Here is a 16,938-nt window from a genome sequence, read left to right on the forward strand (position 1 = left end):
CATGCTCCCTGCATAGGCGGTTCCCCGACTGTTTCATGTATACAAGCTGCCCGCGCAAGGGATTGGGCGAGTTTCTTTCGAACTCTTTCCGGTTCTCGTCAGCCTTCGACGGAGTACGTCAACAGCCCCGCCGGTACGACGCGATCACCGAACGCGAGCGCCATCAGGTTCGGCCCGTCGTACTGCGGGTGATGGATCCCGAACTCGGTAGCCTGCCGAAACCCGAACCGCGGGTAGTAGTTGTCGTGCCCAAGCACCACAACCGCGGGTTCTTTGCGCTCGGAGCCCAAGGCAAGCACCGTCCGCACAGCCGCGTCACCAGCCCCTTGCCGCTGATACTCCGGCACCACCGCAACCGGCCCCAACGACAACACCGGCGTAGAGCCGACCGCCGCGAGGGTCAACAGTGCGTAGGCAATAGGCCGATCATCGACAGTGGCCACGCACACGAGCTCGGGGATCCAAGTCGCCGGCTCGGCACGCAAGGCGTCCAGGTAGTCGACCTCGTACTGCCGGCCGAACGCTTGCAACGTGATGTCACGCAGAACCTGCTCGTCAGCAGACGTCCCGACACGGGTGTTCCAGGTAATAGACAACTTCGAAGCCTCTCGAAAAAAGGGATGAGCCGACCGAGGTCCCGCGTCGCGCGGTCATCAACCCACCTCCTCCGAAGTCCCGCCCACCCTAAAACAGGTGATTCCGCAGATGTGCGCAATAAACCTTGCACAAGGCCTCTTGAGTAACCGCCAGAGAGCCCGGGACACAGGTCAAACGGCGAAAAACACTCCACCTGGCAGCCCCCAACGCGAGTCAATCAACGCCCACCCATGCGGCATCCCGCACCCCGCCACAACGTCCGAAGAACCCGCACACATGGTCTCCGGATCGCCGGACGTTAACCGCGGCCCGCACGTAACGTCCGAAAGACCGGAGGGCCCGTCTCCGGATCATCGGACGTTAGGAGCCTGCCGGCGAACGGGTCGCCGAATCCCCTTCCCCAACCGGTTCGGGGAGCACCTGCGCTCCACCCGCGGCGTTCTGGGGCGGATCCCCCCCGAACACAGACGGATTCGGGGGGTGGCCCCTCCCCACATCCCCTCGCTCCCGGTGCCAACCCTCCCCATACCGGTTTGGGGAGGAAATTGGGCCGGTCAGGGCGAATATCCACCCCAACCTCCCGCAACGGTCACTGTCAGGCGACGGAACCTCAACCTCCCCAGCCATCGCCCGGCAACCTCAAGCGACGTGTAGCTGCGGTCGCCGACGTTGCCATCCGGCTCAGCCACCGCGGCGCCCAGCCACCCTGTCTTCCAGTTCGGCCGGAAGCGGCGATCAACCACCGCGCACGTCCCCGGCCGAGGACTTTCGCGCCTCAACCCACTCGACCGCCAAAGACGGCCGACAAAAACCAGACGGCGAGCCGAGCGGACGGCTGGGCGGGATGGCGAGGCCGGCGACCACGGTTCCACGTTGCCTGGGGCTGACGGGCTGTGGCCGAGGTACGTGATGCCCGACATCTGCACTATCCGAGGGATTTTGGGGACTCGGTGACGAAAATCCCTCGGCTAACGCACCCGGGCAGCCCCGAGACCCCGACATCGCGGGCGCCAGCTCACCTTGGGCACCCCTCAACCACCCGAGCCCCGCCGAAACGGTCGAACCGTGCTCAAGGTCGCCCGGCCAGCTCACCTTGAGCACCGGTCAACCACTTTCCGGCCGCGCAGATGGTTGACCCGTGCACAACGTCGTACCGGCGCGGTGGAGGCCTAACTCACTGGGGCTTGGGGAGCCCCCAGAAGGAACCGCGGAGGCCGACTTCGGCGAAGTAGGTGCTGGCGGCGGCGGGGTCGCGGCGGCGGTAGCCCGCGTCCAGGCGGCCGGTGTACCAGTCGCTTGCGAAGCGCCAGAGGGTGTGGAGGTCCATCACGTAGCCGCGTTCCTGTCCTGTGTCATGCAGCCAGGTGTCGACGCAGTGGGTGGAGCAGAACAGGCGCTGGTTGGCGCACGTGTGGACCACGTCGTCCCAGACGCGGCTCATGGGGATGAGGAAGTGGGCCACCTGGCTGCCCTTCGGGGGTGCTGCTCGGTTGACGACCCACGCGTGTGGGGTGTCGCAGGCTGGGCAGCGGGTGGCGATGAGGACGTCGGGCTCGTCGCGGAGCAGGTGAGGCAGGGCGAACGAGTCCCAGGCGCAACCGCCCCACCACAGCGTGCGCGCCCCCATGACGGAGAAGCCGAGCGGCACGGACGCGAACGGGTGCGCCATCACGATCTGGTCGCCGTCCTGCGGATCCAGCACCAGATCGTGGCTAGCGTGCAGAGCCCTGAGTTCCGAGCGCACCTGGTCAGGAGTGAGCTCGGTGAGTACGGCGAGCTCCTCCACGCCCGGCGCATGTCCGCTCCGGGCGAACCCGTGGTAGACCGCCAGCCGCACCCGCTCCGTGGCGTGCACGCTCGTCGATTCGTTCTCGGTCATACCTGTGCGACAGCCTCCTCCAGCGCCAGCAGTGGATCCGGCGAGGCAGGTGCAGCCGGCGTCCAGGTCTCCTCAACCAAACGGTAGCCGTGCCAGTTGCCGCGCCGATCCAACCGCAGCTGAGCGTCATCCCCAACCGTCAGCCGGTTGCCGGCCACAACGACATCCTCGATCTCCTCCGCAACCAGATCAGTCCGAGCCCTGGCCAGCTCACCAGCCGTCGGTTCCCACGCGTGCTCAAGTACGTCGAGCCCGGCAACCCCGCCGTACCGCCAAGCCTGAACACCAAGTCCCAGCTCAGCCGGCCGCCCAGTCGCCTCGGCCAGTGGTGCCAGCAACTCAGGGAAGTCAGCCGCGAGCCGCACCGCGTCCTGCCACTCATCCAGCGCCTGCGGTTCCGCCGTCCCGTTCAGCAAGGCGATGAGCAACGAACGCGCTCGCCGCGAAGCATCCAGCACAAGCAGCGGCAGCACACCGGCTGCCATCCCCGCCGGCGGTTCAATCCCACTAACTGCCAACTCCTCAACCAACACCTTCCGCGGCACAGCAGGAACCTCGGGCAAGCTACCCGACCCGGGCCGATCCCCAGCCCAATCCGCGCGATGTGCAGCCTCACCCGCAAGCCCCGCCCCGGCCAGGCCCTCAACCCCCGTGTGGCTAACGCTTGACCCCGAGTCGACCTCACCCTCAGCTTTAGCGTCAGCCTCCGGACCGGCCGAGCGGGCCACCAGTTGGTCGATCAGCAGGTCGCGCGACCGCCCGCGCAGGTGGAGCAGCACGAACGGGTCGGAGTCGAGCAACCAGGCAACCTGGTACGCCAGCCCCGCAGCGTGCTGGCATGGCAGCTCCCACGCGTCGCACGTGCAGCTTGGGTCGAGGTCGCCGATCCCCGGCAGCAAGCCGATGCCGACGTCCTCCGCCGCCTCGACCAGGTCGTGCGGCATCTCACCGTCTAGTAGAGCTGCAATGTGCCCGGCTCGTGCCGCGATCTGCTCCAGGAACTGGTCCCACTCGGCCTCGCTGAGCTCGTCCACTCGAACGGCGACCTCGTAGGTGTCATCGGGGGAGTAGACCGTCGCGCCGATCCGCCCCGGGCTGATCGTGATCGTGCCGACGTGCCCGGAGTTCGCGTACCGGCGGCCTTTCTTGAGTTGGGTGTTGTCGAGCGAGGTGTCCTCCAGCGCCTGGACCCACGCCCGCGCCCACCACGACTGCCCGCGCGTACTCCGCCGCTGAGCCGGAAACGCCGGATAACCCTGTGCCGTACTCATCGCAGACCTCCCCGCAGCTCGACCAGATCAGCAAGCTCAGCATCCGAGAGCTCGGTCAGCGCCGCCTCACCGCCGGCCAGAACGGCATCGGCCAGCTCCCGCTTGGCGGCGAGCATGGCCGCGATTCGGTCCTCGATGGTGCCTTCGGCAATCAACCGGTGCACCTGCACCGGCTTGGTCTGCCCGATCCGGTACGCCCGGTCGGTCGCCTGATCCTCGACCGCCGGATTCCACCACCGGTCGTAGTGCACGACATGATCGGCCCGCGTCAGGTTGAGCCCCGTTCCAGCCGCCTTCAATGACAACAAGAACACCGGTACGTCGCCCGCCTGGAACCGCTCGACCATTTCCTCCCGCTTCCGCACCGGCGTCCCGCCGTGCAGCAACTGGGTAGCGATCCCACGCCCGGCGAGATGACGCTCGAGCAGTCGCGCCATCGCGACGTACTGAGTGAAGACGAGCACGGCGCCGTCTTCCGCGACGATCGTCTCGAGCAGTTCATCCAGCAGTTCGAGCTTGCCCGAACGCCCGGTCAGCCGCGCGTCCTCGCCTTCCTTCAGATACTGCGCCGGGTGGTTGCAGATCTGCTTGAGCCCGGTCAGCAGCTTCACGATCGCGCCGCGGCGCGCCATCTGGTCGCTGGCCGCGATTGCCGACATCAGCTCGCGCACGGTCGCCTCGTAGAGGACAGCCTGCTCCCGCGTCAGCGAAACGGTCTGATCCGTCTCGGTCTTCGGCGGTAGCTCCGGCGCGATCCCCGGATCGGACTTCTTCCGCCGGAGCAGGAACGGCCGGACCAACTTCGCCAGCCGATCGGCGACCTCTTCGTCCTTGTCCGCCTCGATCGGTGTCGCCCACTGCGTCCGGAAGGTGCTCAGCCGACCAAGCAGCCCAGGCGTCGTCCAGTCGAGCACCGCCCAGAGCTCGGACAGATTGTTCTCCACCGGCGTACCGGTCAGCGCCACGCGTGCCTGCGACGGAACCGTCCGCAGCGCCTTCGCCGTACCCGAGGATGGATTCTTCACATGCTGTGCCTCATCGGCGACCACGAGCCCCCACCGATGCGCGCCCAACCGAGCAGCGTCGCGCCGCAACGTCCCGTACGTCGTCAGCACGAATCCGTCCTCGGCCCCTTCGAGCGACCGCGCCGACCCGTGGAAGCGCCGCACCGCGGTCCCAGGCGCGAACCGGTTGACCTCCCGCTCCCAGTTCCCAAGCAAGGACGCCGGGCAGACCACGAGCGTCGGACCGGCCGTCCCGGCGGACTCCTGCCGATGTAGGTGCAGCGAGATCAGCGTGATCGTCTTGCCAAGACCCATGTCGTCGGCGAGACAACCGCCGAGACCGAGCGACGTCATCCGCGCGAGCCACCGCAGACCGCGCAGCTGGTAGTCGCGCAGCGTGGCCTGCAACCCGGCCGGTACGTCGATCAGGTCGTCAGCGCGCTCGGGATCAGCGATCCGGGTCCGCAGCTCGGACAACCAGGCCGTGGGCTCGACCTTGATCTGCCGCCCATCGACCTCGGTGGTCCCGGTCAACGCCGCGCTCAGCGCATCGATCGCGGTGACCGGTTTGAGAATGCGCTCCCGCGCCTTGCGCGCAAGCTCAGGGTCGATCAACATCCACTGATCACGCAGCCGGACCACAGGCCGGGTCGCCTCCGCGAGCTTGTCGAGCTCGGCCTCGGTCAGCGGATCGTCGCCCAGGGCGACTTGCCAGCGGAAGTCCAGCGTCGCGTCGCCGCCGAAGAAGCTCGGCAGATCACTCGGCCGGTGCTCCGGAGTGGTGATCGCCGCCCGCGCCTTGAGGTCGCGCCCGAGACTGCGCGGCCAGTGCAGGTCGATCCCGGCAGCAGTCAGCCGCTGCCCAGAACCAGCCAGCAGATCCGCGACCTCTTCGTCGGCCAGCTCCAACTGATCCGGTACGGCGGCGTCCAGCAACCGCGCGAGCGGTGACCAGCCCCGCCCGGCCCGGCGGATCGCCAGCGTCGCGTCGATCCGCGCTCGCGGTCCGAACCCCGGTACCTCGGCGGCCCAGACGTCGTCCGCATCCCGCACCAGCGTCGGATCCTTCAGGCTGTGCAGCTGGACGACGGCATGAAAGGTCTGGGACTCCGACATCTCGATCCGCAGCGAGACCCGCACGCCGCTGTCGAGCCCGACCGACACCTCATCGGCCCAGCGCCGCAGACCTTTAGCCGGCTGCGGAGCCTTCGCCGCGAACAGCCCAACCCCCTGCGCCTTCGCCGCGGCGGGGGAGCGCGGCATCCCGTCCGCCACCGCATCCCAGAACGCCCGCACCAAACCCTCGGCCGCGAGCTCGCCGCTGAAATCGGTCGGCGGCATCGCCTCGGCCAGCGCGACCAGCCGCGTCACGTCGGCCGGCTCCAACGGCCCCATCCGCCAGGCGTCGTACCCCTCGGGTGAGACGCCCGGCAACAACTTGCCGCGGGCAACCAACTGCAGCGCCGCCACCGCGGCCGAACCCCAGAACGCCGCCGACGGATGCGCACCCGGCTCCCGCCGCATCCGCCCGAGCATCGGTACGGCGTCCGCCACCGGCACGCTGATCGCGCGCACCGAGCTCACACCCGCCCCGGCCATCGTGCTCGAGCCCGGCGCCCCGCCCGACCCGACTGCTATGTCGAGCCGGACCTGCTCACCGACCCCGAGCGGCAACTCGCCGCCCTCGGGATCCCAGAACACCACCCGACCGTCCCGCGGTGGATCCGCAGGCTCGAACCCGACCGCACACCCCGACAACTCAGACAACCGCACTCCCAACCGTCCCGACAGCCTTGACCCCGTCACCGCAGCTATGTCAGACCGTGAGCACCTCCGCGTCGCTCGGCCCGGCGCCGGGCTGCTCGAACTGAGTTCGGTAGAGCTCTTCGTAACGGCCACCGGCCGCGAGCAGGCTGGTGTGCGTACCTTGCTCGACGATGCGGCCGTCCTCGATCACGAGGATCTGGTCGGCGGCGCGGATGGTCGAGAGGCGGTGCGCGATGACGACCGCCGTACGTCCGGCGAGCGCCTCGGTCAGCGCAGCCTGGACCGCGGCCTCGTTGGTGGAGTCCAGTGCTGCGGTCGCCTCGTCGAGGATGACGACCCGCGGCTGAGCCAGCAGCAGGCGCGCGATCGTCAACCGCTGCCGCTCGCCACCGGAGAGCCGGTAGCCGCGCTCACCCACGACGGTGTCGAGGTCGTCGGGCAGCGACCGGATCAGGTCCTCGAGCCGGGCCCGCCGCAGCGAATCCCACAGTTCGTCCTCGGTCGCCTCGGGACGCGCGAGCAGCAGGTTCTCGCGGATCGAGTCGTGGAAGAGGTGACCGTCCTGGGTGACCATGCCGAGCGTCTCCCGCAACGACTCGGCCGACACATCCCGTACGTCGACATCCGCCAACCGCACCGACCCCGAATCCACGTCGTACAGCCGGGGGATGAGCTGGGCGATCGTCGACTTGCCCGCACCCGAGGAACCGACCAGTGCGACCATCTGACCGGGCTCGGCCCGGAACGTCATGTCGTGCAGGACCTCGACCCCACCGCGGGTGTCGAGCTTCGCGACCTCTTCGAGTGAGGCGAGCGAGACCTTGTCGGCCGACGGATACGCGAAGTGCACGTTGCTGAACTCGACCGAGACCGGGCCCTCGGGGACCTTGCCGGCGTCCGGCTTGTCTTGGATGAGCGGTTTGAGGTCGAGCACCTCGAAGACCCGCTCGAAGCTGACGAGTGCGGTCATCACCTCGAGTCGCGCGCTCGCCAGTGCGGTGAGCGGCGCGTAGAGACGGGTGAGTAGCAGTGCCATCGCGACCACGGCGCCGGCATCGAGCTGGTCGCGCAGCGCGTAGAAGCCGCCCAGTCCGTAGACCACGGCGAGCGCCAGTGCGGACACCAGCGTCAACGAGGTGACGAAGATCCACTGCACCATCGCGGTCCGCACGCCGATGTCGCGCACCCGACGAGCCCGCGACGCGAACTCCGCCGACTCGCGTGCCGGTCGCCCGAACAACTTCACCAGGGTCGCACCAGGCGCCGAGAACCGCTCGGTCATCTGCGTGCTCATGGTGGCGTTGTAGTTGGCCGCCTCGCGCTCGAGTGCGGCCAGCCGGCTGCCGACACGCCGGGCCGGAATCACGAAGATCGGCAGGATCACCAGCGCGAGCAGCGTGATCTGCCACGAGACGCGCAGCATCACGACGAGGGTCAGCGCCAGCATGACCAGATTGCTCACCACGCCGGACAGCGTGTCGCTGAACGCGCGCTGCGCGCCGATGACGTCGTTGTTCAGCCGGGAGACGAGCGCGCCGGTCCGCGTGCGGGTGAAGAAGGCGATCGGCATCTTCTGGATGTGGTCGAAGACCGCAGTCCGGAGATCGAGGATCAGCCCTTCACCGATCCGGGACGACAGCCAGCGGGTGAGCATGCTGATCCCGGCCTCCGCCACCGCGATCACCGCGATCAGCACGGCCAGGCGCAGCACTGTCCCGACGGCCTGGTGATCGACGATGGCGTCGACCACGCGGCCGGCCAGCACCGGCGTCGCGACCGCGAGCACCGCCGCGCCGACGCTGAGCACGAGGAACGAGATCAGCTGCCGCTTGTGCGGGCGCGCGAACGCGAGGATCCGGAGCAGGGTCTCCTTGGAGAACGGGCGTCGGTCGTCTGAGGCGTGCATGGCGTGGTACAGCGAGTTCCACGCGGTCATTTCCATACTCACAGCGGGCTCCACAGCATCGGTCGATCGGGTGAGTCGATGATTCCGTACCTCACCGACAGTTTCCGACCGTATGACCTCAACAAACCTTGAGGTCAATCTCCGATCGAACTGAGTACAGTGTACGAAGAATAGCTTAGACTATCCGGTCCGGGAGAATCACGCACATGAGCCAGGAGTACAGCGGGAGCGGGGATCCGGCGAAGAGCCTGGAACTGCTCTGGCGCCGACGCCCGCAGCCCACCCGCGGCCCGAAGCCGGCCCTGACCGTCGAGGGCATCGTGGAAGCCGCGCTCCGGATCGCCGACGCGGAGGGGATTGCCGCGATGTCGATGCGCCGGGTCGCCGATGAGCTCGGCGCCGGCGCGATGACGCTGTACCGCTACATCCCCGGCAAGGGCGAGCTCCTCGACGTCATGCTCGACACCGTGTACGGCGAGCTATCGAAGCGCGTCGTACCGGGAGACTGGCGCGCCAAGCTCGACGAGGTGGCTCGGGAGAATCGGGAGCTCTACCTGAAGCACCCCTGGATGCTTCAGGTCGCCGTCAGCCGGCCGCCACTCGGTCCGCAGGTCATGGCGAAGTACGAGTACGAGCTGGCCGCGGTCGAGGGGATCGGGTTGACCGATGTCGAGATGGATGCGACGGTCGCGCTGATCAACGGCTATGTGCATGGCGCGGTCCGGGCGGCGGTCGAGGCGCGGCAGGTCATCCAGCACTCGGGGATGACCGACAAGCAGTGGTGGCTGGCGCATGTGCCGCATTTGGACCGGATCGCCGACATCGACAGCTACCCGCTGTCGACGCGGGTCGGAAGTACGGTCGGGGAGGAATTCGACGCGCCGTACGACTCGGATCACGCTTTCGAGTACGGCCTGGCCCGGCTGCTCGACGGGGTCGCGGCGCTCGTGGAAGATCGCTCGTAAATACAGTTGTGAGTGAGTACTCACTCAGTTAATGTCGTTCGGGTGACACCACGAGCTACGCCTTTGCCGCCGGACGAGCGCCGGGCCGCGATCATCGCGGCGGCTTTGCCGTTGCTCGAGGAGCACGGATCGGACGTGAGTACCAAGCAGATCGCCGAGGCGGCGGGGATCGCCGAGGGGACGATCTTCCGCGCGTTCGGCAGCAAAGAGTCGCTGATCGACGCGGCGATGGCCAAGGCCTTCGACAGCAGCGGCCTGCTCGAGGAACTGCTGGCCGTCGACCCGGCGCTGCCGCTGCGGGAGCGGATGATCGCCGCGGTCGAGGTCGGCCAGCGGCGGCTGCGCGGGGTGTTCCGGTTGATGTTCGCGATGCGGATCGCCCGGCCGCCGGACCCGAAGCTGCAGACGCCGATGGACGAGGCACGGCGTAAGCGGCAGTCCGATCTGGTGAACCTTGCCTTCGCCGACCTGCTGCGCCCGGACGCGGACCAGTTGCGCTTCTCGCCCGAGGAGGTCGTGCGCCGGCTGCACATGATCACCTTCTCCGCGACCCACCCAATGATTTCCGGCGGCCAGGTGCTGACCGCCGAGGAGATCGTCGACTTCGCGCTCGACGGTGTCCGCACACCACTCAGGGGATGATCGATGTTAGTTCGACTCTTGCGTACGCACCTGCGTCCGTACGCGGGATACCTGTCCCTGGTGGTCGTCCTGCAACTGGTCGGGACGATCGCCTCCCTCTACCTCCCCAGCTTGAACGCCGACATCATCGACAACGGCGTGGCCAAGGGGGACACCGGTTACATCATGAGCACCGGGGGCTGGATGCTCGGTGTCAGCCTGATCCAGATTCTCTGTACGGTCGTCGCGGTGTACTACGGGGCCAAGACGGCCGCGCTGTTCGGGCGTGACGTCCGGGCCGCGGTGTTCCACCGGGTCGGCGAGTTCTCCGCGCGTGAGGTGAACCAGTTCGGCGCGCCGACACTGATCTCGCGCAGCACGAACGACGTCACCCAGGTGCAGATGCTCGTCGTCACCACCTGCACGATGCTGGTCGCCGCACCGATCACGATGGTCGGCGGTCTGTTCATGGCCATCCGTGAGGAGGCCGGTCTGGCCTGGCTGGTCGCCGTCGCGGTGCCGCTGCTGGCAGCATCGATCGGGCTGATCGCGAGCCGGATGGTGCCGCAGTTCCAGCGCATGCAGAAGTACGTCGACGGTGTGAACCGCGTGCTGCGTGAGCAGATCACTGGTATTCGGGTGGTCCGGGCGTTCGTCCGCGAACCGCACGAGACCAAGCGTTTTGCCTCGGCCAATGCGGATCTGACCGACTCCGCGACGCGGGCCGGCCGGCTGATGGCCCTGGTCTTCCCGGTCGTGATGCTGATCCTGAACGTGTCGAGTATCGCGGTGCTCTGGTTCGGCGCCTCCCGCGTGGAGAGCGGCGCGATGGAGGTCGGCGAACTGACGGCCTTCCTGAGCTACCTGATCCAGATCCTGTTCTCGGTGATGATGGCGACCTTCGTGATGATCATGGTGCCGCGGGCCTCGGTCTGTGCGGACCGGATCTCCGAGGTGCTGCAGACCGATTCGTCGGTGCGTCCGCCGGCCACGCCGATCAAGTCGTTCACCGGACGCGGTCAGCTGAGTCTCGAGCACGCCTCGTTCAAGTTCCCGGGCGCGGCCGAGCCGGTACTGCGTGACATCAGTTTCGTGGCATCGCCGGGGCAGACGACCGCGATCATCGGGAGCACCGGCGCCGGTAAGACGACGCTGCTCTCGCTGGTACCGCGGTTGATGGATGCCACCGAAGGCCGGGTGCTGGTCGACGGGATCGACGTACGGGAGATCGAGCCGGAGGCGCTCTGGGAGCGCATCGGGTTGGTGCCGCAGCGTCCGTACTTGTTCTCCGGGACGGTCGCGAGCAACCTGCGGTACGGCAATCCGGAGGCGACCGACGAAGAGTTGTGGGCTGCGCTGGAGATTGCCCAGGGCAAGGGCTTCGTCGAGGCGATGCCGGCGGGACTGGAGTCGCCGATCGCCCAAGGCGGTACGAACGTGTCCGGTGGTCAGCGGCAGCGGCTGGCGATCGCGCGGGCGCTCGTTCGTAAACCCGAGATCTATCTGTTCGACGACTCGTTCTCGGCACTCGACCTGGCCACCGATGCCCGCCTGCGGGCGGCACTGCGGCCGGAGACCCGGGAGGCGTGTGTGGTGATCGTGGCGCAACGCGTCTCCACGATCGTCGACGCCGACCAGATCATCGTGATCGAGGACGGCGCGATCGTCGGCAAGGGCCGGCATGACGAGCTGCTCGACACCTGTCCGACGTACGTCGAGATCGTCGAGTCCCAGCGTTCTGCGGAGGAGGCAGCATGAGCGAGGAAGCGGCTGTCCCTGAGGGGAAGCAGACTGTGAAGGCGACCGATCGGCCGAATACCGGCCGGGCGTTCGGGCCTCCGGGAGGTATCCCGGGGGACAAGTCGATGAACTTCGGTCCGTCGGCCAAGCGGCTGCTGAAGCGGCTGCGCCCACACCGCCTGAAGGTGTCCGGCGTCGTCGTACTGGCGATCTTCAGCGTCGGCCTGGCGGTGCTGGGGCCGAAGATCCTCGGTCGCGCGACTGACATCATCTTCGCCGGTTTCATCGGCAAGAGGTTCCCGAGTGGAATGACCAAAGAGCAGGTCATCGAGCAGACCCGTGCCTCCGGCAACGGCCGGCTCGCCGACCTGCTGCAAGGTGTCGACCTGATCCCGGGGATGGGGATCGACTTCGATGCCCTGCGCAACGTTTTGATGCTGGTGCTGGCGCTCTACATCGGTGCGTTCTTCCTGTCCTGGATGCAGGGCTACATCCTGAACGGCGTCGTCCAGCGGACCGTGTTCGACCTGCGGTCCGAGGTCGAGGACAAGCTGAACCGGCTACCGCTGAGCTACTTCGACGGTGCGCCGCGCGGTGAGCTGCTGAGCCGGGTCACCAACGACATCGACAACATTTCGACCAGTCTCCAGCAGACGCTGAGCCAGCTGCTCACCTCGCTGCTGACGGTGATCGGCGTACTGACCATGATGTTCGTGGTCTCGCCGTTGCTGGCGCTGATCGCGCTGGTGTCGATCCCGATCTCGATGATCGTCACCGCGGTGATCGCGAAGCGGTCGCAGGCGAAGTTCGTCGCCCAGTGGCGGCACACCGGCGCGCTGAACGGCCAGATCGAGGAGGCGTTCACCGGGCACGAGCTGGTGAAGGTCTTCGGCCGGCAGAAGGAGATCGAGGCGTCGTTCAAGGTGAAGAACGACGAGCTGTACCAGGCCGCGTTCGGGGCGCAGTTCATCTCCGGTCTGATCATGCCGCTGATGATGTTCGTCGGGAACCTGAACTACGTGGTGATCGCGGTCGTCGGTGGTCTTCGGGTTGCGTCCGGCCAGCTGTCGCTGGGTGACGTGCAGGCGTTCATCCAGTACTCACGCCAGTTCACCCAGCCGCTGACTCAGGTCGCCTCGATGGCGAACCTGCTGCAGTCGGGCGTCGCTTCGGCCGAGCGCGTCTTCGAGGTCCTCGACGCCGAGGAGCAGGTGCCGGAGGACGCAACCCCGGAGACCGTCACACAGGCCCGCGGCAGGGTCGAGTTCGAGCACGTCTCGTTCTCCTACAACCCCGAGTCACCGCTGATCACCGACCTGAGCCTCGTCGCCGAACCCGGCATGACAGTCGCAATCGTCGGCCCCACCGGCGCCGGCAAGACCACCCTGGTCAACCTGATCATGCGCTTCTACGAGCTGAACGGCGGCCGCATCACCCTCGACGGTGTCGACATCACCGAGCTGACCCGCCACGACCTCCGCTCGCGCATCGGCATGGTCCTCCAAGACACCTGGCTCTTCGGCGGCACCATCCGCGACAACATCCTCTACGGCAACCTCAACGCCACCGAGGACGACATGCTCGCGGCCGCCAAAGCGACGTACGTCGACCGTTTCGTCCACAGCCTCCCCGACGGCTACGCCACGGTGATCGACGAGGAAGGCAGCAACGTCAGCGCCGGCGAGAAGCAGTTGCTCACCATCGCTCGCGCCTTCCTGGCCGACCCCCAACTGCTGATCCTCGACGAAGCCACCAGCTCGGTCGACACCCGCACCGAAGTCCTGGTCCAAAGGGCCATGGCCGCCCTCCGCTCCGACCGAACCAGCTTCGTCATCGCCCACCGCCTCTCCACCATCCGCGACGCCAACCTGATCCTGGTCATGGAGAACGGAGCCATCGTCGAACAAGGCAACCACCGAGAACTCCTAGCCATCGACGGCGCCTACGCCCGCCTCTACAACGCCCAGTTCAGCGGCGCCGTAGCCGACATAGACGCCGCCCCCGTCCCCGCAGGCCCAGCAGGAGCCCTCCGCAGCTGAGGACCGACGCGCTCTCGCCGTTCATGACCAACCGGAGTCATGAACGGCGCGACGCGTCCGGCCCGTGCAAGAACTAGCTCATGGCTTGGTACGCCGCTGCATTCGCGTGGTGAGTGATCCATTCGCGGAAGGCGGCGGGGGCGGAGAACATGGGCATGTGGTCGGCGTGGGGGAGGACCGACAGGGTGGCGGTGGGGGCCTGGGCGGCTAGGCGGTGGGCCCAGAGTTGGGTGCCTTGGAAGTCGTGTTTGCCGACTAGGACGTGGATCGGGGGTTGTAGTTCGGCGAAGCGGGTTTTGATGGGTGGGTCCAGTTCTTGGTTGTGGGCTACCGGCATGGTCAGGATGCGCGCGTTCGCGACGGCCAGGGCGGTGAGTAGGCGGCGGTCGGGTTCGGTGACTTGGGGGCACCAGCCGTCGATGTCGTGGGCGGCTGCGGCGGGGATGCCTTCGGTTTCGAGGAGGTCGGCGATCTCGGCGAAGTGGGTTCGCATGATGACGCGGGCGGCCTCCTCCTCGGGCGTCGGGTCGGGGAACTCACCGAACGACGGCGCTAGCGCGCACACCCGTTCCACGCGTTCGGGGTGTCGGTGTGCGAACGCGAGGGCGCGACGACCGCCGTCCGACGAACCGATCAGGACGGCGCGGTCGATCTCGCCGGCATCCAGTACGGCGAGCAGGTCCGCGATCTCGTCGTACGGGCCGCACGACACGGATGACAGGCCGTTGTCGCGGTAGTCCCAGGTGGTCACGCGGGCGAACTTGGCCAGCCACGGGACGGTCGAATCCCACATCCGCGTGTCGGCCAGGCCGCCGTTCAGGAGGACGACGTCGGGGCCGCCATCGCCGTGCTGTTCGCAGTAGAGGTAGCCCTCAGAGACCTCGACGTAATGTCCGCGCATGCCCCGCAGTGTGGACGCCCACGGGGCAGGCGCGCATCGGGAAGATTCCCTAGATGCCGCGGGCCAGACGCCGTACGGCGAGTTCGGCCAGCAGGGCTGCGGCGTCGGGGAGGACGGAGTCGTCGAAGTCGGCCAAGGGGGAGTGGTTGTCGGCCGCCTTGTCGGGTTCGGCGGAGCGGCAGGCACTGAGGTTGACGTAGACGCCGGGGACCTCGTTGAGGACGTAGGAGAAGTCCTCGGCGCCGCAGCGCGGGTGGGCGCGTTCGCGGAAGCGGTCGGCGCCGAAGAGGTCGATGATGGTGTCGCGGGCGAAGGCGAATTCGTCGGGGTTGTTGACGGTGACGGGGTAGCCGATCAGGTACTCGACCTCCGCGACCAGCCCGTGCGCGGCCGCCATCGACTCGACCAGCTGCGTCGACGTCTGCTGAATCTTGGCCCGGGTCTCCTCCGAGAACGTCCGCACGGTCGCGTCGAAGAACGCGTCGTCCGGAATGATGTTCTCCTTCGTACCGCCCGCGATCCGCCCGACGGTCAGCACCACCGGATCGAACACATCGAACTGCCGCGTGATCATCGTCTGCAGCGCGGTCACCATCTCGCAGGCCACCGGAATCGGGTCCTTGCCGCGGAACGGCGTCGACCCATGCGTCCCCGCGCCGACGACACGCACGTGGAGCTGATCGGCCGCGGCCATGAACGAACCGGGCCGGCTGCTCCACATCCCCAGCGGCTGCACCGCGGAACCGACGTGCAGGCCGTAGGCGGCATCCGCCCGCCGACCCGCGGCGTCGAGGACGCCCTCGCGGATCATGATCGGCGCGCCGCCGCTGGTCTCCTCGCCGGGCTGGAACATGAAGACCACGTCACCGGTCAGCTCAGCCTGCATCGCCGACAGGACCTTCGCGGCGCCGACCAGGCCGGCCACATGCAGGTCGTGGCCGCAGGCGTGCATCATGCCTGGGTGCTGCGACACATACGGTACGTCGACGCGTTCGGTGACCGGCAATGCGTCCATGTCGCCGCGGAGCAGGACGACTGGTCCGGGACCGCCGCCTCCTCGCAGTACGGCGGTGACCGAGGACAGCTCCTTGCCGAGCGTAATCTCGAGCGGCAGACCGGCGAGCGCGTCGAGGATGAGCTGCTGACTCTTCGGCAAATCGAGGTCGTACTCCGGCACCTGGTGCAGGGCGCGGCGCAGGGCGATGATCTCGTCGCCGAAACTCCGGGCGAGATCCTGAGTGGCCGTCACGACTTCGGGCCGAGGTTGAGGGCGGTCATCACCCGCTGGGCGCTGCTGCCCAGCTCCAGCAGCTCGACCAGGTCCAGCCAGCGCTCGGGGTCCTGCACCTGCCGCGGGATCGAGAAGTTCGCGACGGTCACCGGCGCGTCCTTGGCGACCGCGACCACCTTCGGCGCGACATCGAGGTAGTCGGCCGCGTCCAGGATCTTCCGCTTCACCGACGCCGACATCGGCGTACTGGGGTCGGCAGCGGCCGCGCGGATACTGTCCAGATCCCCGTACGCCGTGATCAGCGACGCGGCCGTCTTCTCGCCCACCCCCTTGACGCCGGGCAGCCCATCGGAGGCGTCACCGCGCAGAGTCGCGAAGTCGGCGTACCGGTTCGCGGGGATCTCGTACTTCGCGAGCAGCGCCTTCTCGTCGTACACCTCGGCCCGCCCGACCCCCTTGGCCGCGGTGTAGACGACCCGCACGCCACGGCTGTCGTCGATCAGCTGGAACAGGTCCCGGTCACCGGTCACCACATCGACCGGCATCTGCGCCTGGTGCGACAGCGTTCCGATCACGTCATCGGCCTCATGGTCGGCCGCGCCGACGATCGCGATCCCGAGCGCGTCCAGGCAGGCGCGGATGTACGGCACCTGCACCTCCAGGCGGTCCGGAACGTCCTCGACCTGATCACCCTTCGGCGACACGTACTCCACCCGCTGCGCCTTGTACGACGGAATCAGGGCGACCCGCCACGACGGCCGCCAGTTGTCGTCCCAGCAGGCGACCAGATGGGTCGGACGGTGGTTCTCGACCAGGCGGGCGATGAAGTCCAGCAGCCCGCGGATCGCGTTCGTCGGCGTACCGTCGGCGGCCTTCATCGTGTCCGGCACGCCGAAGAACGCGCGGAAGTACAACGAGGCGGTGTCGAGCAGCATCAGCCGCTGTCCTGTCCCAGGATCCATCTCAGCCATGAGGGGATGCTTTCATGCCGGGGTCTCGCGGCAGTAGGGTCTCCAG

General features: G+C 67.6%; 12 protein-coding genes. 4 read left to right on the top strand and 8 right to left on the bottom strand.

Annotated elements, in window-relative coordinates:
• Positions 1–98: 98 nt before the first annotated feature.
• From ABD231_RS07620 to ABD231_RS07640, 5 genes are all read right to left on the bottom strand, one after another.
• Entirely contained in the window at positions 99–596 is a 498-nt protein-coding gene (locus ABD231_RS07620; protein ID WP_344147160.1) for a GNAT family N-acetyltransferase, read from the bottom strand.
• Positions 597–1,771: 1,175 nt separating this feature from the next.
• Entirely contained in the window at positions 1,772–2,476 is a 705-nt protein-coding gene (merB, locus tag ABD231_RS07625; RefSeq protein ID WP_344147163.1) for an organomercurial lyase, read from the bottom strand.
• A complete protein-coding gene (locus ABD231_RS07630) occupies positions 2,473–3,747 on the bottom strand; it encodes an SWIM zinc finger family protein (protein WP_344147166.1) in 1,275 nt (424 codons plus the stop codon). Before ABD231_RS07630 ends, merB begins: the two co-directional genes overlap by 4 nt.
• Positions 3,744–6,518, bottom strand: a complete 2,775-nt coding sequence (locus ABD231_RS07635; RefSeq protein ID WP_344147169.1) for a DEAD/DEAH box helicase — start codon at positions 6,516–6,518, stop codon at positions 3,744–3,746. Before ABD231_RS07635 ends, ABD231_RS07630 begins: the two co-directional genes overlap by 4 nt.
• A 49-nt stretch (positions 6,519–6,567) precedes the next feature.
• Positions 6,568–8,454, bottom strand: coding sequence for an ABC transporter ATP-binding protein (locus tag ABD231_RS07640; RefSeq protein ID WP_344147845.1), 1,887 nt, complete (start codon positions 8,452–8,454; stop codon positions 6,568–6,570).
• A 176-nt stretch (positions 8,455–8,630) separates the two neighbouring features.
• Between ABD231_RS07640 and ABD231_RS07645 the strand changes: the two genes are divergently transcribed.
• Genes ABD231_RS07645 through ABD231_RS07660 form a run of 4 tightly spaced genes read left to right on the top strand, consistent with a single transcriptional unit; the run spans position 8,631 to position 13,789 of the window.
• Complete coding sequence (locus ABD231_RS07645; protein WP_344147171.1) at positions 8,631–9,389, top strand: TetR/AcrR family transcriptional regulator; 759 nt, start codon at positions 8,631–8,633, stop codon at positions 9,387–9,389.
• Between the two features lie 42 nt (positions 9,390–9,431).
• Positions 9,432–10,031, top strand: coding sequence for a TetR/AcrR family transcriptional regulator (locus tag ABD231_RS07650; RefSeq protein ID WP_344147173.1), 600 nt, complete (start codon positions 9,432–9,434; stop codon positions 10,029–10,031).
• Positions 10,032–10,034: 3 nt separating this feature from the next.
• On the top strand, positions 10,035–11,768 hold the full coding sequence (locus ABD231_RS07655; protein ID WP_344147175.1) for an ABC transporter ATP-binding protein: 1,734 nt from the start codon (positions 10,035–10,037) through the stop codon (positions 11,766–11,768).
• Positions 11,765–13,789 (top strand): ABC transporter ATP-binding protein, encoded by a 2,025-nt coding sequence (locus ABD231_RS07660; RefSeq protein WP_344147178.1) that lies wholly within the window; start codon positions 11,765–11,767, stop codon positions 13,787–13,789. The genes ABD231_RS07655 and ABD231_RS07660 overlap by 4 nt, the downstream gene beginning before the upstream one ends.
• A gap of 73 nt (positions 13,790–13,862) precedes the next feature.
• On the opposite strand, the gene ABD231_RS07665 is transcribed toward ABD231_RS07660, so the two are convergent.
• Genes ABD231_RS07665 through ABD231_RS07675 form a run of 3 tightly spaced genes read right to left on the bottom strand, consistent with a single transcriptional unit; the run spans position 13,863 to position 16,856 of the window.
• Positions 13,863–14,690: an alpha/beta fold hydrolase gene (locus ABD231_RS07665; protein ID WP_344147181.1), complete on the bottom strand. Its 828-nt coding sequence runs from the start codon at positions 14,688–14,690 to the stop codon at positions 13,863–13,865.
• A 49-nt stretch (positions 14,691–14,739) separates the two neighbouring features.
• On the bottom strand, positions 14,740–15,939 hold the full coding sequence (locus ABD231_RS07670; RefSeq protein WP_344147184.1) for a M20 metallopeptidase family protein: 1,200 nt from the start codon (positions 15,937–15,939) through the stop codon (positions 14,740–14,742).
• A complete protein-coding gene (locus ABD231_RS07675) occupies positions 15,936–16,856 on the bottom strand; it encodes a 5'-3' exonuclease (RefSeq protein ID WP_344147848.1) in 921 nt (306 codons plus the stop codon). The genes ABD231_RS07670 and ABD231_RS07675 overlap by 4 nt, the downstream gene beginning before the upstream one ends.
• Positions 16,857–16,938 lie beyond the last annotated feature (82 nt).

The sequence above is a fragment of the Kribbella yunnanensis genome (assembly GCF_039529655.1).
Lineage (GTDB): Bacteria > Actinomycetota > Actinomycetes > Propionibacteriales > Kribbellaceae > Kribbella > Kribbella yunnanensis.